Raw genomic sequence first — 25645 nt, 5'->3', positions numbered from 1 at the left:
CGTGCGCGGTTGCGACACACAGGGCGTATACGGCAATGCGTTCAGCCGTCACGAACGTGGCCCATTCTAGTGATCGGCGCGCATGCTTCCGTTGGCGAGAACACACATCGCACCTGGATCTTTCCTGCGTGAAAACGTTCCCGATCTGCTCGCCCGGCGTCTGTGCGATCGAACACAGACGGTCCCGGAGACGCCCACCCGGTAAGGCAACGGTGGCGTCCGCGCTCGACTAACGTGCGTCGTAGTGCGTTGCCGCACAGAAACCAACCCGTCATATTCGTAGGATTGCGTCGGATCAATTGCCCCACTCGCCAATGGCGACACGGGCGACACGGGCGACCGCGAGAGTAGCTGCCCAGATCCGGCGCTGTCCGCCCCAGGCGGCCGGGTTGGCGCGCGCGCTTGCACCCGCCGGCACGCGACATCCCATCGAATATACCGCTTCCGCTCCAACCTCCCAGCCGTCATGCCGGCCACGCGCATGACCGGCATCCGGGGAAACGTTACGCAAAGGGAGAACAGGATGGCTTTCGACCACTCGAACGGCAAGCCGTCATGGCGCTCCCGCTGTAACGTGCTTGCCTTCTTCGTCTGCTTTTTTCTGTTGATGTCGAGCGGACGCATCGGCAGCGGCGACGCGGGCCAGCAACTATCGGCGACGATGCTGGCCGTCACCCAAGGTCAACTCGGCACGAACGATCCACCGATGACGCACTACTGGGTGCCATCGCCCAACGGCAAGGTCTACGAGCCGCATGACATCGGTGCGATCGCGCTAATGTTGCCGAGCGCGTGGCTGGGCGCAAAACTGTCGCACGCTTCGCCCGATGAGATGTTTCGCAATCCTCCCTTGATCGCGAAAGTCAGCGTGTCGCTCACCTACGCGATAGTCTGCGCATTCGGCTGCCTTTATCTGTTTCTGCTGTTCGCCGCGTCTTACTCCGTGCGGGAAGCGTTCCTCCTGAGCTTCACGTTCGCAGCCGGCACCTATTTCCTGCCCTACGCGAAGGTCTGCTGGGATGTCGCGCCGTGCGCGGCTGCGACGTGCGCGTTCCTCTACTATGTGCAGCGGCTCTTGCGTCCACAAGCGACGCTACGCACGTTTATCGCGGCGGGGTTGTCGCTATCCGTAGTAGCCGCTTTTCGATATTCATTCGCGCCCGGCATGGCGGCCGGTCTCGTCATTCTTTTCTGGCGCACGCGCGGACCATTCGTGCGCTACGTTGCATTGGGCGCGGCATTCGTGGTGGGGCTGACGCCGACATTCATCTACAACGCGGTGCGGACGGGTTCGATCCTGCGTCCTGCCACGGCTACCGACTTCTATCTGACGACAGGGACAGCACTGCACGGTGACATCCCGACGGGGCTAGTTGGCCTGCTGATCTCGCCGAATCGAGGCTTCTTCGTCTACTCGCCGATACTGCTGCTCGGCCTGTTCCTGCCGCTCGTATGGAAGACACTGCGCGAAGGCGAGAAGCGGATGATCGAGGCCATGCTGCCGGGTTCGCTGGTGTATGTGCTCATCATCGCGAAGATGAATTACTGGGGCGCGTTCGGATGGGGCGCGCGCTATATGCTGCCGGTGTTACCCGTGGCAATGCTGGCGCTGGCTCCGTGTCTCATTGCCGTGGCGCGCCGCTCGAGCGGCGCCGCTGCCGCACTGGTTCTCGCCGCGATGCTGTTCAACGTGCCAACCGCGCTGACGAACTGGCATGCGGTCGTGGCCGAATTCCCAGGCGCGATCCTTCAGGACAATCCGCAACCGAAGCTGCTGGAAGGGATCTGGCAAGGCTTCGAACAAGGCGTGCGCGGCGAGCCGACGATCTTCGCCAACTCTGCGCCGGAAGCATTGCACGATAACGCGCGCCGTTTTCCCGACCTCTGGACCTTCCGTTTGATGGACCACTCCGATACCGGCCGCGTGCTGGGGTGGATGTTGCTGGTGATGTTTGCCTGCGGTCTCGCGGTGACGTCGCGAACGATCATCGCTACACGTCGGCAGAAAGGGGATGGCGCAAGTCATCAATTGGCGACTGATATTTAGCCATCCAGATTGAATCGGTGGCCCAGCGAACGGAGCTCGCGACGACACGCTTATAGAGTCTACCGACGAATGGGACCAGACAGGGACGGCAGATCGCCCCCGAATGCGCTGGCTCGCGCTGGTTCAAGGCGACGCTACGCTTGCCCGATGGCGGTTTCACCCGACTGAAACGCGAAGGGGATTCAGCATGAAGCGACACACCGGGCAGCAAATCCTGCTGCTGACGGCCACGATCACGCCGCTCAATGGCATCAACAAGCTGGCTTACACTGACCCCGCAAAGCGCCTGCGCGACTATGAGCGCGCGCTCGAGCATTACCTGACACTGCTTCGGCCAAACGAACAGATCGTCTTCTGCGAGAACTCCGGTTCGGATCTGGGCTCGCTTAAAGACATCGCACAGCGGATGAACAAGCAGGACCAAATCGAATTTCTGAGTTTCGAGGGTAACGACTTTCCTCCGCACTACGGACGTGGCTATGGCGAATTCAAGATCGTCGACCATGTAATGAACACGTCGAAGATGGTCCGCGAAGCGCACGACGACACCGTGATATGGAAGATCACGGGACGATATATCGTCGAGAACCTGCACAACGTGATGGATACCAGGCCGAGGAAATCCGCGCTGTATTGCAACTTTCGCGATTACCCTCAAAAGGGCTGGATGGATCTCTTCTTGATGGCCTGGACACCGGCGTCGTATCGAACCTATTTAGCCAGCGTCTATACGAAGCTCATCGAGGAACGCGAGGGAGGCTTCGTGAGCGCCGAGCTTCTCATGCGCGAACAGCTGACCGAGCGTCGTTTCGCAGGTCCCTACCGGTTTAAAAGGACGCCCCGGCTGGTTGGCGTGCGCGGAGCCGACGGTGCCTCCTATCACAACACCCGGGGACGGCGAAAGTATCTGGTACGCCGGGTGATGTCGATTTTCGCCCCGTGGGTCTGGATTTGAGCGCTGCTCATGCCTGCCGTGACGGCCCGTCGGCCATCGGCAATCCACCTGGATCGCGTCGAAGACTGCCGAATGCAACCCTCATCGTGTGTGCGTCCGGCCACCGACCCGACGACCGTCCGACGTGCAGTATTGCGGCATCCACTCGTCGAGCCGCGCTGCACCAGGCGTGCCCTTTCGATCGTCTGACCGCGACGTGCCCATGACCACCAAGCCCAGCCTGAAGCGAAACGCGATTATCAATTTCACCGGCAGTGTGGCGCCCGTGATCGTCTCGCTCGTCACTGTTCCGATGTATCTCGCGCACATCGGAGAAGCCCGCTATGGGGTACTCGCGATCGTGTGGATGCTGCAAGGCTATTTCGGCTACTTCGATCTCGGGCTTGCGGCAGCAACGTCGAATCGGATCGCGCAGCTCGCCGACAGCACACCCGCCGAGCGCGAGTCGGTGCTGTGGACGGCGCTCGCGCTAAACGCCGGCTTCGGCCTGCTTGGCGGCGTCGCGCTGTATGGATTGGGCCACCTGCTGTTCGCGCAGTTTCATTTCACGCCGCAGTTGAATGCCGAAGTGCTCGCGGTGCTGCCCTGGATTGCCTGCTCGGTGCCGCTCTCAACGATCGCTGGCGTGTTCTCCGGCGCACTGATCGGCCGCGAGCAGTTCGCAGCACTGAATGCGGTGCAGTTTGCGGGCGTGTTGATCTTCCAGGTCGTGCCGCTGCTAGTCGCGATCGCGTTCAAGCCTGACCTCCAGTACGTGATCGGCGCGGCGATCGCCGGCGGCGCGTTCGCGCTGCTGCTCAAGGTCGTAATCGTGTTTCGCGTGTTTCCATTGCGCTTCGCGGCGGGACCGACCCGGCGCTGGATCAAGCCGTTGTTCTCGTATGGTGCATGGGTCACCGTCACGAATCTCGCGAGCCCGTTGCTCGAAACCGCCGATCGCTTGTTGATCGGCAGCGTGCTCGGGCCCCAGGCGGTCTCCTGGTACCAGGTACCGTTCAATCTCGCGATTCGCGTGCGCATCTTGCCGGGCGTGATTTCAACGACGCTGTTCCCGCGGCTCTCCTCGCTCGACTCGCAAAGTGCAAGCGCGCTCGCAAGCCGCGCGTTACGCGGGCTCGCTGCCGCGATGACGCCGTTGATCGTGTTTGGGATCTTTTTGATGCAGCCGTTCCTGACGCTCTGGACCGGGCCTGTGTTCGCGAGCAACGCCACCTCCATCGGTGAGGCCATTCTGGTGGGCGTATGGTTCAACGCGCTCGCGTACATCCCCTACAGTCATCTGCAAGCGATTGGCCGGCCCGATCTCGTTGCGCGCTTTCATGCGCTGGAGATCCTGCCGTTCGTCGGCTGCCTGTGGTGGGCCCTGCACAGCGCAGGACTGGTCGGCGCCGCGTTGGTGTGGAGCGGCAGGATGGCGATCGACATGCTGTTGCTGTTTTGGGCCGCGCGCTTCGGTGCGCAACTCGCGCGCCATCTGGTCACGCCGGGCTTGCTCGTCATCGCCGCTTTCGTCGTCACGCTGCTTGTGCCGTGGCAGACGGTAGCGTACTTCGCCGCGTGGGCGGGGCTGGTCGGTGCGTCGCTGCTGTGGGTGCTTCGCGTCGAACCGGCTGTTCGCGCGCGTGCCGCCGCAACCATGTCGACGGCTCTCAGCTATCGGTGGCGCCGGTCGTGAGCGCCAGGTCACGACTGGATCTAACGACTCTGCGGGACAAAAATCATGCGTATCTCGATCGCGATGGCCACCTACAACGGGGCCAAATACATCCTCGAACAATTGCAGAGCCTGGCAAACCAGACGCTGCTGCCGTATGAACTCGTTGTCACCGACGACGGCTCGACCGACGACACGCTCGCCATCGTCGAGCGGTTCGCCGAGCGTGCGCCGTTCACGGTGCATGTGTCTGCGAATCCACAGCGGCTGAATTTCGCGGGCAACTTCCTGCGCGCTGCATCGCTGTGCACCGGCGACTGGATTGCATTCTGCGATCAGGACGACGTGTGGCGCGAAGACAAGCTCGAACGGGTCGCGCGCGCGGCCAGCCTGCCCGGCACATCGATGGTTGTCCACCGCATCCAGCCTGTGGACACCGAACTCCGGCCGGTGTCGGGGCGCGCAGCCGAATGCCGCGTGCGCCGTGGCGACGGGCCGGAACGGTTGCCTCCGTTCGGCTATTTCGCCGGGCTGTGCACCGCGTTCGACGCGGCACTGCTACCGCTCATGCTGATGCGCCCGCGCTTTCCCGACGCCCATGACCACGCCTACGAAGCGGCACACGACAAGTGGGTGTGTTCGATCGCGGACGCGGTGGGTGCCGTCAGGTACATTCGCGAATCGCTGATCCTGTATCGACAGCACGGCGCCAACACCTGCGGCGTCGCGCAACACGATCTGGAACACCGATGGAAGCAATCCGTCGCGACTGGCGCGGCAAGCTATCAGGCGAACGCCGATCTCGCATCGCAATACGGCGCGACATTCGAGCGTCTCGCCAACACACCGGCGTGCGCGCCGTGGAAGGCGCAACTCGAACGCGCGGCCGTGCGTTATCGCCGCACGCATGCCTATCTGCTCGCGCGCGCGCGGCTATATAGCGTCCACGGCTTTGGGTCGAGACTGGCGCTGTTTGCCAGCCTGTGCTTACGCGGTTCGTATCGTTTCAATCCGATACGACCGGCCCATCACGCCTTGCTGAAGGACCTCTATCTCGTGCTGGCGCAGGTTCGCGATCGCCGCGTGAGCAGCAGCGAGCCGGAAGCGGCTTCTCTACAGCGAAAATCGTAACGACACGCGAGCGACAAGGATTCGCTCGCGTGTCGCTCCATCTCGCTGCATGCCAATCCGGGTTGGTTTAAGCAAATCGCCTCCGCCCGATTTCAGATGGCCTCGAACGAGTGGCTCTTCTGGCGGTGCTGACAATAGACGAGTTCCAGACGCGCAGCGAGATCGCCCCACGAATACCAGAGCGCCGAGCGCAGCGCAGCGCGGCGTAGTTCAAGACGGCGCTCGCGATCCTCGACCATCTCCACGATCGCGCGCGCGAGCGCCGCTGAATCGCGCGGCGGCACCACGACCCCGTTCTTGCCGTTGCGGATATATTCGCCGGGTCCAGGCGCTTCCGCGACGATCGGCACGAGCCCACACGCCATCGCTTCGAGCGGTGCAATTCCGAACGGTTCACCCAGCGACGGAAAGGCGAAGATCTGATAGTCGGCCAGCAGTTCGGGCAACGCGTGATTCTCGTAGCGCGGCATCACGACGACCTGCGCGCGCAGCGATTCAGGAAACTCGGCCAGCACGCTTTGCTCCGTTCCACCCGTGCCGAACAAGCCGAGTTTCATCTGCGGATAGCGCGCGAGCACCGCGGTCATGGCTTCGACCAGGAACGGAAAGCCCTTCCAAAACGTGGCCCGCCCGGCGAACGCGACATTGACCGGCAGATCCGGCAACGCTTCCTCGTCGTTCGCAATCAGGCGTCGTGCGACGCCCGCAAAGCATTCGTCGATGCCATTGCCGACCGTCGCGATCTTCTGCGCGTCGACGCCGAAGCGCTTACTCGCATACTGACGCTCGGTCTCATTCAGCAGCAACAGGAGGTCGGCCATCTGAAACGATTTGCGGCACTCCCATAGCCGGTAGCTGCCGTTGTAGAGCGGATACTTCCACGACTTCGTGAAGATGCCGTCGCGGCATCCTTGCAGCAGCATCTCGTGCGCAAGCTGTTCAAGCCCGTGGCTGCGCGTCGCGGTCAACATCTTGCTGCGCCACCCAAACACGCGCCGCGCGACATTGACGACCCAGCCGTCGCCCGACGACAGATCGAGCACGTCGTACTCCGGATGCTTCAGCACATGCGCGAACACCATCCAGGGAAACACGACGCCGCGCAGCTTGCCTGGCAGCCGCTTCAAATCGTCGAACGAAATGACCCTGACCGCGTGACCGCGTCCGGACAACGCATCGGCGAGCTTGACCGTCACGCCCGGCGCGCCGGCGCTATGGTCGAGCCCGTGGTGGATGGATAACAGGATATTCATTGTTTCGCAGGCCTCATTGGTCTTGTCGGTCTTCGCGTTTATGGAGGTCATGATTGCGTTGCCTCGCCCGATACTAGGTCATCGCCCCCCCGCGCGTTGTACGGTCGATCACACAAGCGAAAGGCACGCTCGCGCACGCGTCGGGCGGCCGTTCGGCCGCCCGACGAATGTGCGCCATTGAACAGACGCCCGGAATCCCGCCGCTCGACAATGAGTCGTAGCTCACCAAAGGGGACAGGAATGGGGCCGGGGCTTTTCCGCTTGTTGCTGGCGAGCGTGGTGGTGATCTTCCACTACAGCAGCCTGTCGCTCGGCCACGCGGCGGTCTATCTGTTTTTTGTGCTCAGCGGCTATTGGGTCTGCCAGATGTGGGAGCACAAATATAGCCGCACCCGCCATCCGTATCTGACGTTCGTGCTGTCGCGCGCGTGGCGAATCGCTCCGGTCTTCCTGCTGTGCAGCGCGCTCGCTTGCGCGATGGTCTGGGTGCAGGTATCGCAGCTTCCGCACACTGCACCGGCCCAAAGCGCGCCCCTCGATCACGTGTTCTGGGCCTTGCTGCCGAGTCTCGTCCTGCTGGGCTACAACTCGTCGTGGTTCACCCCCCTGCTGCCCGCCTGGTCCCTCGACATTGAGATGCAATACTATCTCGTCGCGCCGCTCGTGCTCGCAGCCCTCAAGCGCAAGCCCGCCATCGTCTTCGTGCTGACGCTTGCGACTGGCGCGGTCTTTTCCGCGCTGCACGGCCACCCGACGCTGGCCACTTCCATTCCCTGCTTCGTTGCCGGCATGTACGCCGCGCGCTACCCGGATCTCGCAAACGGCAAGCGCTATGTCATCGCGTCGGCGGCTGCGACTGTCGCGGTGATCGCGACGCCACTGCTCATACCAGAATTGCGCTCTCTGCTGCTAGGCGGCACGCATCCTGGGCCGCTCTATCGATACAACGAATTGCTGAACGTGATCGTCACGCTCACGTGCCTGCCGTTCGCGCTGGGCACAGTCAGAAACCGCAGCGGCAAAGCCGATCAGCTGATGGCCGACCTCTCGTATTCGCTCTACCTCTTTCACTGGATTCCGCACCAGCTTGTCGCGCTCTACTTGCCGGGTCTCGCTCAGGCACCGCGGATCGAGCGCGCACTCGGGGTATGCGCGGTCATTGCCGTCACGTACGCGTTGTCCATCCTGATCACGCTGTACGTCGACCGTCCCGCCAATCGCGCCCGCGCGCGCTTCGTGCGCAACCGTCTGATTACCGATCGTGCTGCGCGAACTGGCACGTCACCCTCGCCCGTCATGGGCCTGCCGCGCGACGCACTTGCCGCTTCGCTCGACAGCGCCAGAAGGTAACCAGCATGATTCGCTCCGATCGCGCGAAAGCGACCGCCGCTGCCCGTGTCCCTCAGGATGCTGCGAATGCCATCGTGTCGTCAGGCTGGCCGCCGCCCACCAAGAACAAGACGCTCGAGATCCGTTCAATCGGCGGGTTCCTGCCAGCCGTCGTCTGCGTGCTGGCACTCGGCCTGATCTGCCGTCTGCCCACACTCGGCAGCCGCTCCATCTGGATGGACGAAGCGTACAGCTTCTGGTTCGCCAGCCTGTCGTGGACGGACCTGTGGACGAAGACCCCGTTCTACGAAACGCATCCGCCGTTTTACTATTCGCTGCTGAAACTATGGATGAGCGTCGCGGGATCGTCGGAAATCGGCATGCGCTCGCTGTCCGTGACTGCGAGTCTGGCTACGATAGGCATCACCGCGTTCGCGCCGCGCTTGATCGGCTTCGGCAAGCGCTATGACCGCGTGGGCCTTCTCGCGGGCGTGCTGCTCGCGCTCAATGCGGGCAATATCGAATACGCCCAGCAGGCGAGGCCCTACGCGCTCCAGACCCTGTCCTGCACGTTGATGGTGCTCGCATCGGCCACGCTGTTGCACAGGATGCTCTCAACCACCCGGCACACCCGCACGCTGCCGGGCGAATGGCCGCTTTGCATCACGGCCGGTCTGTTCGCGGGCATCACGCTCTGGCTGCACGACACGAGCCCGTTCATCGTGCTCGGCAACTGGCTCGGGCTGTTTGCCGCTATCGTCGTGTTCTCCCCTTATCGGCGCCACGATCTCGCCGTGTCCATCAAGGCCCTGGCGATCGGTCTGGTGGTCTGGGCGCCTTGCGTGCCGATCATCCTGATCCAGTCGAGAACCGTGCAATCGGCGTTCTGGGCCACGATCTCGCCAAAAATGCTCACGTGGCCGCTCACGCTCGCAACGGGCGGCAAGCTCGCGTTTTTCCCCGTCGCCGTCCTGTTCGCACTGGGCCTGCGCACGCTCTATCGCACCCGCAAAGGCGCGGCGTGGTACGTACTCGGCATGCTGTTCATCCCGATGACCGCCGTATTCGCCGTGTCCTATCTGATCAAGCCCGTCTTCGTCGTGCGCACCTTCGAATGGATGGCGCCGCCAACGCTGCTGCTCGCCGCCCTGGGCGTTTTCGCTGCGGGCCGCGCCGCGCGTTTGCGGATTTTGCTGATCCCGCTCGTGATTGTCCTCTGCCTGGTTCAGGACCGCGTCTACTACACATCCGGCACAGAAGACCTTCGCGGACTCGTCGGCTATCTGGCCTCGCAGCGCCAACCCGGCGACTTGATCGTGGTTTATCCGAACGAACTCGAAGTCGGGCTGAACTACTACGCGCGACAGTTGCCGCAAGGGCTCGGCGTAGTCGCGCTGCCCGCTCCGTATCCCGCCGTCGGCTTGCAGCGCCCGTATCTTCAAAGCAACCGCGGCGTTCCGGCAGCCGTCGAAGCCGATCGCGCACCCCTCGAGCAACTGGTCGCGTCGCACGGCCGGGTCTGGTTGATCGGCGCCTGGCAGGGTCCGAACGGAAAACTGGACGTCGTCACCGACACGTTGTATCGGCAACGAGGCCTACCGGAATCGTCGGTCGACTTTTCGGGTACACAAGTCTCACTGTTCGGCGCGAGGAAATAAGCGATGCTCGAGCGCAAGACCATTGGTGCATTCGAAGGCGCGCGCGGTGTTGCGGCGCTGCTCGTCGCCATTTACCACTTCGCACTACTCTTCAGCTTCGCGTTGCCGTACCCCGTCGTGGTGCGCAACGGCTACCTGTTCGTCGATCTGTTTTTCGTCCTCAGCGGCTACGTCATCTGTGCTTCGTACGAGTCCCGCCTTGTCACCGTCAACGATCTGTGGACTTTCGCGATCCGGCGCTTCGGCCGCCTGTTTCCGTTGCTGATTGCGTCCACGATCGCCTTCGTGCTGGTGCCGAATCTCTACGAACTCGCCAAGCACGCGGCGGTGATGCTCGGGCACGCGAACCTGTTCCACGATCCGCATCCGGTACCCCATATGGTGCCCTCCCTCGCCGAGATCGTCGCGACCTTGACGATGACGCACGGTCTGGGCATGTTCGACAAGGCGATCCTGAACTTCGTGAGCTGGAGCATCAGCACCGAGTTCTACACGTACATGCTGTTCGCGCTGGCGTGTCTGTTCGTGGCCGGACGCGCGCGCATCATGCTCTTCGCGACGGTGAGCGCCGTCGCCTTCGCCGTTACCTGCTGGGCCAGCCTCACGCTGCACGATTGCGTCGCTACGCGAGATTGCCTGAACATCACCTACGATTTCGGCCTCACGCGATGCCTGACGTCGTTCTCTCTCGGCTGTCTGACCTTTTACACCGCACGCCGCCTGCGCCCTCATGGCAACGCGTTGCAGATTGGCGCGTTGCTGGCCGTCTACGGCGTATTCGCCGCCACCGACCGCGTGCCGGTCATGGCCTTCGCGTGTCCGCTCGTCTTCGCAGTGCTGATCCTGTCCCTGTCGTCCGATCGCGGATACGTGGCCCGCGCGCTCAACACCGCACCGGCACAGCTACTCGGCCGCTGCTCCTATTCGATCTACCTGATGCATCCGGTGCTGATCAAGGGATTCGGGTTCGCTACGCGGCATTTGACGGGAACGGCAACCGGTTTCGCGACACTGCTCGTCTATACGGTGACGCTGTTGCTGATTTCCGGATTGACGTACCGATACATCGAAGCGCCGTTCCGCGACCAGTTCAATCGATGGGCGCGTCAACAACGGGTTGCTTCCGGCGTCACCGAAACGGCGTGAGTCCAGGCGCGCGGTTCAAGTACCAACGGGGAGGAGTGACGCAAAAGCGGCCAGCGACGAGAGCCGACAAAGCTCCGTGTCCGGCCGCCTGGCATGCAAACGGGTCAATGCGCTACACGATCCCGGCCCACGCCCGCAGCCTGGAGATCACGCCTGCGCGCATGCAACGCATCGCACGCGGCTTCGTAGATCGCCTGGTATTCATCGCACACACGGCGTACGTGAAAGTGCTCGAGGTTGCGCCGACCGCGCGCGACGAGCGCCTCGCGTGCCTCGCGATCGCAGAGTAGCTTTTCGATCGCTTCAGCGAGCGCTGCGTCGTCGTTCGCCGGGACTAGCACGCCAGCCTCGCCGTGATCGAGCATCTCCGGAATACCATCGACGCGCGTCGCCACGATCGCGCTTCCGGCCTCGCGCGCCTCGCTTAGCACGAGCCCCGCCGGCTCACGGTGGGAAGCCAGCACGAAGACATCCGCCTCAGCGAGATACCCGCGCGGGTCGGCGATGAAACCCGTGAAATGCACGCGCGCGTCGACACCCAGCTCTCGCGACATCGCTTCGAACTGCTCACGATCTGGTCCATCGCCGACCAGATACAACTCGGCCGTGGGAAAGCGAGGAGACAGACGCGCGAACGCGCGCAGCAACTCCGGAATGCCTTTGCGGTAATACATGCCGCAGACCGTCACGATACTTGGCCGCCCGAGCGCAGGCGACTTCGGCAACGGCGTTTCTGCGAGTCTCGGCGTGCCGATCGTGCCGTTGAGCACCACCGCCAGTTTGTGCGCGGGAATGCCGCGCCGCTCCATCAATTGCGCCACCGCTTCGGTGACACCCACCACACGGTCGCCAACGCGCATCAGCGTGGCGCTCTTCTGGAACTCGTTATGCACCGTCGTCACCAGCGCAAAACGGCGGCGCAACACGCCAAAGCGCGCAATCAACGCGCCCGACATCATGTGCGCATGCACGACTTCCGGATCGTGCTCGGCCAGCAGACGATTGAAGCCGGCCACCATCGCCGGCACGTAGCGAGGCTTGGGCGCCTGTGGCAGCCGCACATGACGCACGCCTTCGCGCGCCAGCAGCGGCTCGAATCCGCCGCCCGACGATGCGATCGTCACCTCATGCCCCGCACGCGCCTGCATGCACGCAAGATCGACCATGACGTTGACAATGCCATTGCCGATGTTGTGTGCGTGATTCGCCAGATGAAGGATTCTCATGATCAAAACGCCTCGATCGCTTCACGATAGACCTGCGCCACTTGCCCCGCCACGACCGGGCGATCGAAATTCGCGCGTGCATAGGCACGGCACGCTTGCGCATCGGGCAACCTGCCCGGCTCGCGAAGCGCGTCCACGATACCCGCACCGATCGCGTGAAAGCCGCCCGCCGGCAAGACCAGATCCGGCGAGAGCGGCGCCACCGCTTCGGGCAAACCGCCCACCGGCGTCACGAGCACCGGCGTGCCCGAGGCGAGCGATTCGATCGTCGTGAGCCCGAACCCTTCGAGCGCGACCGTGGGCACGACGCTCAGGTCGGCCGCCGCATACCAGAGCGGCAACATGTCGTCCGGCACGAAGCCGGCCAGATTCACGTGGTTTTCGAGCCCGCGAGCGGCGGCATGCGCGCGCAGCGTGGGTTCGAGCGGCCCGCGACCGGCAATTGTCAGCAGTGCGTCCGGCATCTCCCGCTTGACCAGGAACATCGCATCGATCAGATTCTCGAGGCCCATGCGCCATACGAGGCGGCGCAAGCAGAAAATCAGCGGGCGGTCCTGCGGCAAGCCCAGCCGCTCGCGCGCTTCCCGCCGCGAAACGCCGATATCGAATCGATCGACATCCACGCAACCCGGCACGATACGGATACGCTCTTCGCTCACGCCGTAGCGCTCGATGAGCAGCCGGCCGAATGCCCGTGACAGCGCGATATGCCGTGTCCCGGATCGATAGACGTGACGCTCCAGCGAACGGCGAACCGCCTGATTGAGCGGTCGCCTCGCCTCGGCGAACGACTCGTCGGCCCACGGGCCGTGAAAATGCACGACGTGCGGCACGCGCCGAAAGAGCCCGGCGGTCGGCGCGGCATAGAGCGCGAAATGCGATGCGACGACATCCGGCATCTGGGCGTGCTTGAGCCGGCGAGCCAGCGAGCGCACGCCGCGCAGCCGCGTGCCGATCGGCGACTGCGGCGTCGCGAACGAGTGGATCGTGCCGCCCGACGCCTGCTCGACCGCCGGGCTGCCCGCGACAAGCCCGCGCACATTCACGCCCTGCGACGGCAGCACATCGACGATTTCCATGAACATGCGATCCAGACCGCCCTGGCGCTCGCCGAACCAGTGCATGCCGATCTGCAACGAATCGATCGGCCCGCTCATGAGTCCACCACCACGGCTGCGGCCGCTTCGGGCAAGGCGACGCTTCGCGTCGCACAAACATGTTCGTATAACGAAAGATAGCGCTGCGCCATCACATCCCATCCCAGTGTTCTGGCGAGCTCGCGCGCGGCCTGCCCCATTCGGGCCGAGCGCTCGGGGTCGCTCGCCAGATAGTCGATTGCCGCGGCGATGCCCGCGACGTCATCCGGATTCTCGAGCACCAATCCACAGTCGGCGCCCACCACTTCCGCGCCCCCCGTGGTGCGTGCGGTGACGACCGGCAACGCGGCAGCCAGCGCTTCGAGCAACACGAGGCTCATGGCTTCGTAACGCGAAGGAAATACGAATGCATCGACCGAACGCATCAGTGCAGGCATGTCCCGTACGAAGTCGAGGAAATGCACGCGTTCCGCCACCCCTAGCTCCGCGGCAAGCGCCGGATAGCGCTGGTTGCCACGCAGATCGGCGGCCACCACCAGATGCGCGTTGGCCGGCGCATCGCGCAAGGCGTGCAGCACCGTATCGAGATTCTTTCGCGCGATGCGCAGGTCGCCCGCGAACAGAAACAGGAACGGCGCGTCAGGCAAACCGAAGCGGCTGCGCTCGGCGGGACCTGGCGCGAACTCGTCGATATCGACGCCGTTGTAGATGACCTGGAGGCGTCGCGCGTCCACGCCGCTCACCCGCATTTCGTCGCGCACCTTGCCCGACACGGCCACGACAGCGCGAGCCTGTCTGAAAGCACGGGCCTCGAGATACGCGTTGAGTCGGGTATAGATGACCTGATAGGCCTCACGCGCGCTGCGAAACAAACGAAATGGATAGAAGCCGCAGCGGTACCAGCCGTCGTGAACGAAGTGAACGGAGTTGACGTCCGCAGTAGCCCACGTAATGAAGCCATTCACGTGCACGACGTCGAATTCGTCCCGGTGCGCGCGAATCCATCGCCAGCTGCGCCACGCGAATACCTGGTACTGCAACAGGCGGGTCGGCGCGCGGCTCGACTCGATCTTCACGAAGCGCGCGCGCGGGTGACGCGACAGCTCGTCGGCGGCGCTCGATGACAGCATCGTCACCGAATGACCTGCGGCCAGCGCGGCGCGCACGATCTCGTAGTTCACACGGCCCTGGCCATCGTTCTTCGCGAACTGATGCGTGACGATCAAGATGCGCAAGCGCTCTTTCATCATGCCGTCCCCTTTGCCGCGCGCGGAACAGTCGCGGACACCGCCCTGCTGCCGGCTGCCGGGCGGCCCGCCGCACTCACGGCACGCGCCGACTTCACGCCTGCCTGCTCCCGCGCATGGCGCAAGCCGATCAACGGCATCATGACGCCGATAAAAAATAGCATGCCCGAGAAGGACACCAGCGTATTGACCATCACCATCATGCAGAAGATCGAAAGCGACACGCCGAACCCGCAAATCGCGAAGCGGTCGTTCGGCAACAGCCGGGTGGCCTTGAATGCGCGCCACATCAGCATCATGACGCCGCCGACGTACAACAGCGTGCCCGGCCACCCCATCACGTATGGCAACTCCATCACGCCGCTGTCGAACGCCGGCCCCCCAGCGGGGGAGTTGCCGTCGGCCGAAAGCTTCATGGCGCCGCCCGTCGAACCAATGCCTTGGCCCGCAATGTTGTCGAGCATGGTGGGCAGGAGCCACTCATACAGCATCACACGCGATCGATAGCTGTTGTCGGAGGAAATGTCGTCGAAGGTCTGGAAGCGCTTGGCCAGCGAATTAGACACCTGGTCGACCATCATGAGCGGGGTGCAGAGCACCGCTACGCCGAGCACCCCTGCAATCAGCCTGCGCCGACTTTTTCCATCAAGCGACAGGAGCGGATACGCGAGACCGATCAGCAACCCGCCCCAGCAGGAGCGTACCGACGTGAATAGCAGTGCGGGAACCGCGACGATGGCCATGAGTATGCGCAGTCTTCCGCGTGTCGCGAACGCCATCTGCAACACGTACATGATCGTCATCGCAAACGGCCCGGTCGAATTCATCGTGCTCCAGATACGCAACGCGTACGGCTCCGGTTTGCCGCTCGCGACCATCTTCGTCTGGAGAAGCCAGAATGCGTCCCAGGCGGGCGGTTGAACGTACTGCCAAACGCCGTAGGCGCCCATCACGAGCCCGCCGTACACCCAGGTCTTCAGCATGACGCGGTGATACTCGGGATAGTGCCGCCACGTCACCGAGATATGGAACGCAACGAGCAATGGAAAAATCCAGTTGATGAACGCAAACAGCGCCGCCGCGATCCCCACCTCGGTCATGCCGATCACGAACGCGTAGAGCATGGCGATCACGGCCAGCACGAACGGCATCGCACGGCGTTGCCCAAGGCTGTCGAGATTACGCACAAGAGACAGCCCGCACAGGCTCACAGCCGCGAGCGGCGCCACCATGATCGGGCTTGTGTTGTTGAACGAGCCGCTCATGAAATCCGCCAGTCTTCGCAGCAGCGGCGACAGAAAAAACAGCCAGCAGACGAAGCTGATGTAGTGGGTCGGCGAGCGCCGATACAGCACGAAAGCGACACTCAGCGAGCCAGCCAGGAAAACCAGCTCAGCGAGCTTCGCGAAGTGCGCGACGATCAGCAGCAGCGTCACGCCAAACAACGCCGCTGGCAGCACGATCGGGTTACGTTCCTTGCGCTTGCGCACGGCAGGCACGCCGCGCGCAACGCCGCGCGGCGAACCGTCCATCTGTGCGGTCAACGATGGTGTTCTCAGCATGCCCCTGCCCCCGGCAGAAACGTGCAGGCACCGTTAGCCGGCACGCCCGTTCCCGCATCGTCAGCGCGCATCCCCTTTGTGGATGCGCATTTCATGTCCTTAGGCGCCGCTCACAAGAGCTCGTACGTGCTGACGAGCGACAGGCCGTGATTGCGCGCGCTGCCCGACGAAACCTGCGCGCCGCGTTGCCGGCGGGTCAGGCCGATGTACGCGACGCCATATTCGAGAAACGGGCCTTCGGTCTTGCGAAAGCCGAACTGCTCGTAAAAACTCTTCAGGCCAACCGGCGCCGACACGCGAACCGTGATGCCCGCCCAACGCTGCGCGATGACACGCAACGCGTGTTCGATCAACTGCTCGGCCGTGCCGTCTCCGCGCCGTGTGGGGCTCGTGAGCACCTTGTCGATCATCACTTCGGGATCTTCGGCGTCCCCCGGCAGAAGCCGCGCGTAAGCGATCAGCGGCATCGGGCCGCCCGACTCCTGCATGGCGAACAAGTGCAGTGCCTGCTCATCGCGCCCGTCGGCGTCGAGGCATACGTGCGCCTGTTCGACGACGAACACCGCGCTGCGCGCCCGCATGATCAGATACAGATCGCGTGGCGTGAGCTGGTCGAATTCGAGCGTTTTCCAGTTCATCGCGTTTTTCCTTTGGCGAATGTCGGCTGAGTCCATCCGTCAGCATGGGGAAAAGGTACGCTGCCAACCCAGCCCGCATCGGTGCGGCACCGCACTGTCGTCCCCAACTGCCGAACGGGCGAATGACAAGGCGCGGCAGCGCCAATTCGCATGTCTCAAAGTTGAAACATTCGCGAGCGTGGTGATGAAACCCAAACTCATTCGTCGGCACAACGGCATCGATGTCGTTGCTCACGCAACGTAATGCGGCATCGTCGTGGCCGATTCCCCCTGCGCGTAGCGCTTTGATCGCTGCACGCGGGACTTCTCCAGCGCAACGCCTCACAACGGATTCACCGGGCCTGCAGCGCCAAAATCGGTTCCGTGCGAACCCGCACACAATTGCCGTGACACTTCTGAATCAGTTCCGCACGCGCGGCGCGGCGCCCGCAATGACCGCCTGTGGGCGGTGCGATTCCGTTCACACGAATCGGCAACCCTCGGCGCGATGCGACAAGCACAGGCGGGACCCGCCATCTCGATGGCATCTGGCACGAAGCATCGGGCCAGATGCCATCGAACCGATCGTGCATTTCTGAAACAAAAAACGGCACTTGCCGCCGTCCTCTTTTCCGTCATCGGCGGCAGACCCGCATCCCCACTCGATTTGACCGCACGGGCACGCTCTTCGCTTAGTGCAGCGCAGACCAAATAGCGCGCTCGCCAGTGACGGCCAAACGTCACGCAAGCCGCGCAGCAAACGGGGCCGACATGGGTGCACCGCGACCGGATTTCATTCGACGGTCGCGCGCACCATGTCAGGTAAATAGAAGAGAAACCGCGCATCGCACCTCGCGCGGCTTCATCAAGGACTGGAAATGCTGACTCTCCAACGCGACCTGCGCGGCAAGCCCCTGCCAGAGGTGCTGCCCTCAGAAAAATGGCAGGCATTCAATCGTCATCTCCAACGGGTTGATTCAGGTGCCGGACTGACACTGTGCGATGGCGCACGGACAATCCGGCGCGATTCGATTCTCATTCGCCAGGTTATCTCCATGCTCCCGAGACGGGGCGACGGTCGCGAATCCAGCAGGATGGTGCCGCGTCAACACCAGATCGCGCTCGGCGGATGAACCATCATGTCCAACGTCATCGCTCGCTGCCTCGACGTGATCTTCGTGATCGCGGGTGCCCTCATTGCGCACGCCCTGCGCTTTCCGGGCGCCGAGGTTTTTCTCGACGACAATGAGCGGCTGCACACCGCGTTCAATTGCGCGCTCGTGCTATTGCTGTTTCCGGGCTTCGGCTTCTACGAGACATGGCGCGGCCAGTCTCTGCCGGCCATGCTCGGGCGCGTCCTCGCGGCATGGCTCGCCGTCGTGGCGGCGAGCCTCGTGCTCGTCTTCACGCTGCATCGCGTCGACGCGGTCTCGCGCCTCTGGTTCGGCTATTCGACGCTGATTTCAGGCGTGCTGATCGTCTCGGCGAAGTGCGGTGCGCATCTTGCGCTGCGCACGGCGCGCCGCCGCGGATTCAATTTCCGCACGGTTGCGATCGTCGGCACGCCGGGCTTCTCGCGCACGTTGCTCGCCCATCTGAAATGCGCGCCGCAAGCCGGTTTCAAGCCCGTCTTCCTGTTCGACACCAACGCACAGGCACTGGACATTTTCGAAGGACAACGCGGCGGCCTGCCGGTGTTCACGGACATCGACGCGTTCGCGGCGAAGGTACGCGAGGAGCGCGTCAACGAGGTCTGGCTCGCGCTGCCGCTCTCCGAGGAGCACACGATCTATCGCTTCAAGCGGGCGTTCCAGCATGACTTCGTGAATCTGCGCTTCATTCCGGATGTGCGCAGCCTCGCGCTGTTCAATCACGCGCTCGTCGACGTCATCGGCCTCACGACCATCAACCTGAACGCCGCGCCGATTTCGCCGTTGTCGATGTGGCCGAAGCTGATTTTCGATCGTCTCTTCGCGCTCGTCGCGCTCATCCTGCTGTCGCCGCTGTTCGCCGCGATTGCCTTGTCGATCAAGTTGACGTCGCCGGGTCCCGTGTTCTTCACACAGAAGCGCAAGGGCATCGATGGCCATCCCTTCATGATCTACAAGTTCCGCTCGATGACGACGCATCGCGAGAGCGAGGGCCTCGTCACACCAGCCGCGCGCGGCGACGCACGCGTGACGAAGATCGGCGCGTTCCTGCGCCGCACGAGCCTCGACGAGCTGCCGCAGTTCCTCAACGTACTGCTCGGCCAGATGTCCGTAGTCGGACCGCGTCCGCATGCCGTCGAGCACGACGATCTCTACAAGGATCTCGTCTACGGCTATATGCATCGCTATCGCATCAAGCCCGGCATCACCGGCTGGGCGCAAGTCAATGGATACCGCGGAACCACGACGAAGATCGAGAAGATGGAAACGCGCGTGAAGTTCGATCTCTTCTATATCCATAACTGGTCGTTCTGGTTCGACATGCGAATCGTGTTCGTCACGATTTTCAAGGGCTTCGTCGGCCGCAACGCGTATTGAGCTAGCAGTGATCCGCATCTCGGGGGATTTGATTGTGAAGGTATCGGTTATCGTGCCGACTTATCGGCGGACTGTAGACCTCGCGCGCTGCATCGCGGCGCTCGAGGCGCAGCATCGGCACGCCGACGAAATCGTCGTGATTGCCCGGCGCGAGGACACTGCGACGCTCGCATGGCTCGACGCGCACGCCGTGGCGACGCACGACTGCCGCGTCACGGTGGCGATCGTCGACGAGCCCGGTGTGGTCGCTGCCTACAATCGCGGACTCGACACCGCGAGCGGCGACATCGTGTGCTTTACCGACGACGATGCCGCGCCGCATCCCGACTGGATCGAGCGCATCGCCAGCGCCTTCACGCATGCCCCGGCGCTCGGTGGAATCGGCGGGCGCGACATCGTCCACGAACGCGGCGGCATCCTTCAGGGAAAGAAGTCGGTGGTCGGGCTCGTAAGCTGGTATGGGCGCGCGATCGGCAACCATCACATCGGCGACGGGCCGCCGCGCAACGTCCAGGTGCTCAAGGGCGTCAACATGGCGTTCCGCCGCGAAGCCGTGGCCGGTGTGCGCTTCGATCCGCGCCTGCGCGGAACGGGCGCGCAGGTGCATTGTGAAATGGCATTCAGCCTCGAGGTCTGCCGTCACGGCTGGACGCTCGTCTACGACCCCGCGCTGCTCGTCGAGCACTACCCGGCACAGCGTGGCGACGAGGACCAACGCAGCGTCTTCAACGCCACCGCCTTTTTCAACGCTTCATTCAACCTGCGTCTGATCATGTGCGAACACCTTCCGGCGTTCCAGCGCTGGGCGTTCGTGACGTATTCGACGCTGATCGGCACACGCGCGGATCCGGGGTTCGCGCGCGCGCTGCTGCTGGCGCTCGACGGAGAAGGTCTCGCGCTCGCACTGCGCAAATGGTGGATTGGATTACGCGCCATGCACGGGGCATGGCAGGAGGCCGCGCGCTGACCTGCCTCGGCGCGCTTGCAACGCAAGGACCGATACGATGAAAACCAGAATACTGCTCTTATGCAGCGCAGCGACCTGGCTATCCGGATGCAGTTTCATTCCGGGGCCCTACCTCGATGCCAGCCGCCTCGACCAGACGGCCCAGCCTGTCGTTGAGCAGGCGACCTATCCGGTGCGACCGATCGACGTCACCTGGTTCAAGGACCAGTCGGCGCAGATCGTGCCGTCCGTGTGTCCGCTGACGTGCTTCACGAAGGACACGCGCAAGGCCTATCGCTACAAGATCGGCATCGACGATCAACTCACGATCATTGTCTGGAACCACCCGGAACTGGCCAGCGCCGGTGGCATGGGCGGCGGAGTCATGCCGCCACTGCCGCCTCAGGGCAATTCCGGTACGGGTGCCGGCGGCACGTCGTTCGGTCAGGGCGGCGGGACCACCGGTGGTGCGAGCTCCGGCGGCGGAAGCGGCGAAACCGCGGGCAACGGCGGATTCCAGGTACGCGTCGCGCCGGACGGCACGATCTTCTTTCCGCGTATCGGCCGCATGAAAGTGGTGGACATGACCACCCAGGAAGTCCGGGAAGCCGTTAAAGAGGGGCTGCAGAAAACCATCCGCGAGCCGCAGGTCGACGTACGCGTGTCGGGATTCAACAGCAAGTCGATCCAGATGACGGGCCAGGTTCATGTCCCGCAGGCAGAGGCGATCACGGACACGCCGCTGACGATCCTGGACGCGTTCAATCGCGCGGGCGGCTCGCTGGACGACGCCGACCTGCAGAACATCGGCGTGATGCGCGGCGGCACGCGCTACACGGTCGACGTGGCGTCGATCCTCGAAACCGGCGACCAGAATCAGAACGTCGTGCTACAGGACGGCGACATCGTCGACGTGCCGAATCGCGCCAACAGCCGCGTATTCGTGCTCGGAGAAATTTCGAAGCCGACCTCGCTGCCGATGAATCGCGGCCGCCTCACGCTTGCCGATGCGATCACCGATGCCGGCAGCATCGATCCCAAAACGAGCGATCCGCGCTTGATCTATGTGATCCGTGGCGCCGACAAGTCGTACAAGCCGGAGATTTTCAGGCTCGACATGACTCAGGTGGACTCCGTGCTGCTGATGACAAAGTTCGAGTTGAAGCCACGGGACGTCGTCTACGTCCAGGTGTCCAACACGGCTCGCTTCAACCGGGTGCTCGACCAGATCACGCCGACTTTGCAGCTCCTGTTCTTTACCAAGGCCTTGGTCGACAACTAAATCGCGTACGGAGACGAACATGGGTAGCTATGACATGCTGGAGCAAGCCCCAGCCCCTGGCAACGATGAAGACGCGATGGTTCGGGATCTGTTGCGAATGATCTTCGAACAGATCTGGTGGGTCATCGCGATTGCGGCGTGCGTGACGCTCGGAGCCTATTGGTACGCGAAGTCCGCGACGCGTATTTATTCGGCGGATGCGCTGATCCAGGTCGAGTCGAGTTCGGGCAATACCCCGGGCGGTGCGCAGGCTCTTGCGGCGCTCGCGCCCGCCGGCGGCACGCACACCGACGCCGAGATCGAGATTCTGAGGAGCCGCACCGTCGTCGAGCCGGTTGTCGAGCAGTTCAAGCTGAATTTTTCCGCGTGGCCCAAGACCATGCCGTATCTGGGCCATCTCGTCTCGATGTTTGCGCATCCGGGGCACCCGATTGGCGCACCGTTCGGTTTGACGTCTTATGCATGGGGCGGCGAGGAGTTCAGCGTCGAATCCATCACCGTCCCAACCGAGCTGCAGGGCACAACGCTGACGCTGCACGCGCTTGGACAAGGCCGCTACGAACTGCGCAGTCAATCCGGCTGGTTGCTGCTTACCGGCGTCGCTGGCCAGATGGCGAGCAGTGATGGCGTTTCGATTCTCGTGAAACGGCTTGTTGCACGGCCCGGCACGGAATTCTTCGTGACGCGTTTCAATCAGCTCGACGCCGTGGGTGGGCTCGCGGGAGGCCTTCAGGTCGCGGAAAAAGGTACTGACACGGGCATCGTGCAACTCTCCTTCATGGGTACCGATCCCGTTCTGATCACGGCGATCGTCAACGCCGTGGGCAACTCCTACCTGAAGCAACGCCAGGATCGTGCGCAGGAAGAAGCCAGCCGGATGCTGTCGTTCCTGAACAGCGAAATGCCCCGCATCCGCGACGAAGTCAATCGCGCCGAAACCGCGCTGGCGGAATACCAGTCTCACAGCGGTTCCTTTCACCCCAGTTCTGAAGCCAGTTTGTATCTGGGCGGGGAAATCGAGTACGAGAAGCAGATCGCCACGATGCGCGTCACGCGCGCCCAGTTGTTGACCCAGTACACAGCCGAGAGCCCGGAGGTCAAGTCGATCGACGCCCAGCTCGCCGCGATGATCGGCGAGAAGACTCGCTTCGAGAGCCAGTACGCCACGATGCCGCAGAACGAACGCGAAGCGCTGTCCCTGCAACGCGACGCCAAGGTCGCGGAACAGATCTACATCGCGCTGATGAACCGCATCCAGGAGCTGTCGATCACGCGCGCCGGGACGGTCAGCAATGTCCATATGATCGACGAAGCGCTGGTGCCCTCGTCGCCGATCAAGCCGAAGCCCGGCATGATCATTTCGGCGGGCGCCGTGCTCGGGATCATGGCGGGTATCGCCTTTGCGGTCTGCCGCCGCACGCTCTTCACCGGCATCTCCGACGCTTCGCAACTCGAACGGCGGTTTGGCATGCCGATCTTCGGCGTCATCGCAAACAGCGCGCAGCAGAACCAGGCCGATCAGTTGGCGCTGGAAGCGCGGAGCCACGCCGCCGCCCTGCCGGGTTCGCCAGAGGTCGTCGGGCCGTCGCGAATGGAAAGCAGCGCCGCTGTGCGCATGCCGGGCGCGCACGCGCCGTTTGCGCCGGCGCGACCCCTGCTGGCCAAAACGCATCCGTTCGACCCGTCGATCGAAGGATTGCGCGGGCTGCGTGCGACGCTGCAATTCGGGTTGTTCGATGCGCCGAATCGCGTGGTGGCCTTCACCAGTCCGGCGCCTTCGGACGGCAAGAGCTTCCTCTGCGCGAATCTTGCCGCGCTGCTCGCCGAGACGGGCCGCCGCGTGCTGTTGATCGACGCCGACTTGCGCCGCGGCCGGCTCGCGCATTACCTCGGACGTTCGTCGAAGGGCGGGCTCACGGAATTGCTGACCGGTCAGGGCGATCTCGATGTCATCGCGCAACCGACCGGCGTTGAAGGCCTGCACTTCATCGCGGCCGGTGCGTACCCGCCCAATCCTTCGGAAATTCTTTCGTCGGCGCGCTTTAGCGAATTGCTGGAGCACTTCGAGCGGCAATTCGACCTCGTGATCATCGATACGCCGCCGCTGCTCGCGGTGCCCGATGCAGCCAGCGTCGCGAACATCGCCGGTTCCACGGTGCTCGTGATGAGAGCGGGCGCGAATACCCAGCGCAATATCGCCGAATCGCTCGAGAAACTGCGCCGCGCGCGGGCCCGCCTGATCGGCGGCGTGCTCAACGCGGTGCCGCAGAAGAGCGCGGGGCGGTACGGCGCATCCGATTATTCGTATGCCTATCTTTACACCGCCGACGATGTGCCAGCGCCCGCCACGGCCAAGCGGCGACGCGCGCAACATTGAGTAAACGGGGAGCGACGTCTGTCAGTTGCCTTACGTGCGGACGGCCACACTGGTGGCCGTCCAAAGCGTCAATAATCGGCGTTAACCGGTCACCTAGAGCTGACCTACATTCTTCTCCGCCCGCGCGAACGCCAACGATGAACGGACGACCATTCACACGGCAATTTCCGTCAGTCGAGACGGTGCCGGCCATTGCCGCCGACGCCCTGGTCGACGACACCGGCAAGCCGAGCCGGCGACGCCCGCCAAGCGCCTTGTTCGTCGACCAGAGCGGACAGCCCGGCGGGGCGGAACTCTGCCTGCTGCCGCTCGCCGCGCTACATGCGGCGCACAGCGAAGTGTTGCTGCTTTCCGATGGACCATTTCGCGAACTGCTCGAAGCGCAAGGCGTGCGGGTCATCGTCAAAAGCAACGCACAGGTATCCGCGATCAAGCGCGCCGGAATGCGGCTTTCCTGGCTGCGCGCCCTGCCCGGCATGTACCGGCAGATACTGGCGATCGCCACGCGCGCCCGATACTTCGACGTGCTGTTTCTGAACACGCAAAAGGCACTGGTGCTAGGCGCGCTTGGCAAGCCGCTGCACCGCAGCCCGATCGTCTGGCATGCGCATGACGTCATGACGCGCGACCATTTCGGCAAGATGCAATTGCGCATCGTCCGCTGGCTGGTGCGCCATGCGATCGATCAGGTTGTTGCGAACTCGCAGGCAACGGCAGACGCGTTGATCGAGCTGACCGGCCTGCCGGCCTCGGCCATCCCCGTCGTGCACAACGGCATCGACGTGGATGCGTTCATGCACGCCGACCCGGTCGAAGCACAGTCGCTCAGGCGACGCTTCAACCTGCCTGAAAATGCCTGGCTCGCCGGCCTCTTCGGGCGTCTCGCACCGTGGAAAGGCCAACACGTCGCAATCGAATCCCTCACGCGACTGCAAGACGTTCATCTCGCGTTGGTGGGCGGCGCGCTCTTCGGCGAAGATGACTATGTGAAGGAACTGCATTGCCTTGCCGCCCGGCTGGGCGTGGCAGACCGCGTGCACTTCGTCGGCACCCGCAACGATGTGCCGGTCTTGATGAAGGCCATGGACGTCATCCTGCACACGTCGCTCAAACCCGAGCCGTTCGGACGGGTGATCATCGAAGGGATGGCGGCCGGGCGGCCCGTCGTCGCATCGGGCGCCGGCGGCGTGACCGAGATCGTCCAGCATCGGATGAACGGCTGGCTCATCGAACCGGGCAACGTAGCGGCGCTGGCAGACGCGATAGAAACCTTGCGCGCGACGCCGAATCTCGTGCAATGCATGACCGATCGCGCCGTCCATGACGTCCAGCAGCACTTCGCGCTCGACGCCTACCTCCAGCAGGTGACGCACATCATCGCGCGCGCACGACGTTGAGGGCAGCGCTTGCTTGATGGCATCGTGCGCCTCGCTGTTGTCTGGACACATCGCCTACGAGCAATATCGGCCTGGTGAATCGTGCACGCTTACAGTTCTTAAATGACTAGAAAGTAGAACGTAACATTCATGTCAGTCGCGGTAAGTGCGACTGCGAACAATAACTCCGCGATTCGCCAAGAATAATGAGTCG

General features: G+C 63.3%; 19 protein-coding genes. 13 read left to right on the top strand and 6 right to left on the bottom strand.

Annotated elements, in window-relative coordinates; all coding sequences use genetic code 11:
* Nucleotides 1–523 precede the first annotated feature (523 nt).
* From U5782_RS05120 to U5782_RS05105, 4 genes are all read left to right on the top strand, one after another.
* Complete coding sequence (locus U5782_RS05120) at nucleotides 524–2047, top strand: hypothetical protein (protein ID WP_322042743.1); 1524 nt, start codon at nucleotides 524–526, stop codon at nucleotides 2045–2047.
* Nucleotides 2048–2234: 187 nt separating this feature from the next.
* Nucleotides 2235–3002, top strand: a complete 768-nt coding sequence (locus U5782_RS05115; RefSeq protein ID WP_322042742.1) for a hypothetical protein — start codon at nucleotides 2235–2237, stop codon at nucleotides 3000–3002.
* 202 nt (nucleotides 3003–3204) lie between these two features.
* A complete protein-coding gene (locus U5782_RS05110; protein WP_322042741.1) occupies nucleotides 3205–4677 on the top strand; it encodes a flippase in 1473 nt (490 codons plus the stop codon).
* A gap of 45 nt (nucleotides 4678–4722) precedes the next feature.
* Complete coding sequence (locus tag U5782_RS05105; protein ID WP_322042740.1) at nucleotides 4723–5787, top strand: glycosyltransferase; 1065 nt, start codon at nucleotides 4723–4725, stop codon at nucleotides 5785–5787.
* A 92-nt stretch (nucleotides 5788–5879) separates the two neighbouring features.
* Here U5782_RS05105 and U5782_RS05100 read toward each other — a convergent pair whose 3' ends face one another.
* Nucleotides 5880–7091, bottom strand: a complete 1212-nt coding sequence (locus tag U5782_RS05100; protein WP_322042739.1) for a glycosyltransferase family 4 protein — start codon at nucleotides 7089–7091, stop codon at nucleotides 5880–5882.
* A 189-nt stretch (nucleotides 7092–7280) separates the two neighbouring features.
* On the opposite strand from U5782_RS05100, the gene U5782_RS05095 reads away from it, so the two are divergent.
* The 3 genes from U5782_RS05095 to U5782_RS05085 are packed head-to-tail and all read left to right on the top strand — an operon-like array spanning nucleotide 7281 to nucleotide 11173.
* A complete protein-coding gene (locus tag U5782_RS05095; RefSeq protein WP_322042738.1) occupies nucleotides 7281–8390 on the top strand; it encodes an acyltransferase in 1110 nt (369 codons plus the stop codon).
* 5 nt (nucleotides 8391–8395) lie between these two features.
* Nucleotides 8396–10027 carry a hypothetical protein gene (locus U5782_RS05090; protein WP_322042737.1) on the top strand — a complete coding sequence of 544 codons (1632 nt, stop codon included), beginning with the start codon at nucleotides 8396–8398 and terminating at the stop codon, nucleotides 10025–10027.
* 3 nt (nucleotides 10028–10030) lie between these two features.
* Nucleotides 10031–11173, top strand: a complete 1143-nt coding sequence (locus U5782_RS05085; RefSeq protein ID WP_322042736.1) for an acyltransferase — start codon at nucleotides 10031–10033, stop codon at nucleotides 11171–11173.
* 104 nt (nucleotides 11174–11277) lie between these two features.
* Here U5782_RS05085 and U5782_RS05080 read toward each other — a convergent pair whose 3' ends face one another.
* The 5 genes from U5782_RS05080 to U5782_RS05060 form a co-directional block, all read right to left on the bottom strand.
* A complete protein-coding gene (locus tag U5782_RS05080) occupies nucleotides 11278–12399 on the bottom strand; it encodes a glycosyltransferase family 4 protein (protein WP_322042735.1) in 1122 nt (373 codons plus the stop codon).
* A gap of 2 nt (nucleotides 12400–12401) precedes the next feature.
* Nucleotides 12402–13556, bottom strand: a complete 1155-nt coding sequence (locus U5782_RS05075; protein WP_322042734.1) for a glycosyltransferase family 4 protein — start codon at nucleotides 13554–13556, stop codon at nucleotides 12402–12404.
* On the bottom strand, nucleotides 13553–14731 hold the full coding sequence (locus U5782_RS05070; protein ID WP_415914260.1) for a glycosyltransferase family 4 protein: 1179 nt from the start codon (nucleotides 14729–14731) through the stop codon (nucleotides 13553–13555). The genes U5782_RS05075 and U5782_RS05070 overlap by 4 nt, the downstream gene beginning before the upstream one ends.
* Before the next feature lie 11 nt (nucleotides 14732–14742).
* The gene (locus U5782_RS05065) at nucleotides 14743–16305 is read right to left on the bottom strand and encodes an O-antigen ligase family protein (RefSeq protein WP_322042732.1); all 1563 of its coding nucleotides are present in this window, start codon (nucleotides 16303–16305) and stop codon (nucleotides 14743–14745) included.
* 110 nt (nucleotides 16306–16415) lie between these two features.
* Nucleotides 16416–16943, bottom strand: coding sequence for a GNAT family N-acetyltransferase (locus U5782_RS05060; protein ID WP_322042731.1), 528 nt, complete (start codon nucleotides 16941–16943; stop codon nucleotides 16416–16418).
* Between the two features lie 857 nt (nucleotides 16944–17800).
* Here U5782_RS05060 and U5782_RS05055 point away from each other — a divergent pair.
* From U5782_RS05055 to U5782_RS05030, 6 genes are all read left to right on the top strand, one after another.
* Nucleotides 17801–18055 (top strand): hypothetical protein, encoded by a 255-nt coding sequence (locus U5782_RS05055; protein WP_322042730.1) that lies wholly within the window; start codon nucleotides 17801–17803, stop codon nucleotides 18053–18055.
* A 6-nt stretch (nucleotides 18056–18061) separates the two neighbouring features.
* Complete coding sequence (locus tag U5782_RS05050) at nucleotides 18062–19450, top strand: undecaprenyl-phosphate glucose phosphotransferase (protein ID WP_322042729.1); 1389 nt, start codon at nucleotides 18062–18064, stop codon at nucleotides 19448–19450.
* A 34-nt stretch (nucleotides 19451–19484) separates the two neighbouring features.
* Nucleotides 19485–20417, top strand: coding sequence for a glycosyltransferase family 2 protein (locus U5782_RS05045; RefSeq protein ID WP_322042728.1), 933 nt, complete (start codon nucleotides 19485–19487; stop codon nucleotides 20415–20417).
* Nucleotides 20418–20454: 37 nt separating this feature from the next.
* Nucleotides 20455–21678 carry a polysaccharide biosynthesis/export family protein gene (locus U5782_RS05040; protein WP_322042727.1) on the top strand — a complete coding sequence of 408 codons (1224 nt, stop codon included), beginning with the start codon at nucleotides 20455–20457 and terminating at the stop codon, nucleotides 21676–21678.
* Between the two features lie 19 nt (nucleotides 21679–21697).
* Nucleotides 21698–24055, top strand: coding sequence for a polysaccharide biosynthesis tyrosine autokinase (locus tag U5782_RS05035; RefSeq protein ID WP_322042726.1), 2358 nt, complete (start codon nucleotides 21698–21700; stop codon nucleotides 24053–24055).
* Nucleotides 24056–24192: 137 nt separating this feature from the next.
* On the top strand, nucleotides 24193–25452 hold the full coding sequence (locus U5782_RS05030) for a glycosyltransferase family 4 protein (RefSeq protein WP_322042725.1): 1260 nt from the start codon (nucleotides 24193–24195) through the stop codon (nucleotides 25450–25452).
* Nucleotides 25453–25645: the final 193 nt, after the last annotated feature.

Origin of the sequence: Paraburkholderia sp. J67 (genome assembly GCF_905220265.1) — a bacterium.
Lineage (GTDB): Bacteria > Pseudomonadota > Gammaproteobacteria > Burkholderiales > Burkholderiaceae > Paraburkholderia.
Note: the sequence above shows the minus strand (reverse complement) of the source record. Positions and strands in the feature narration are given on the sequence as shown.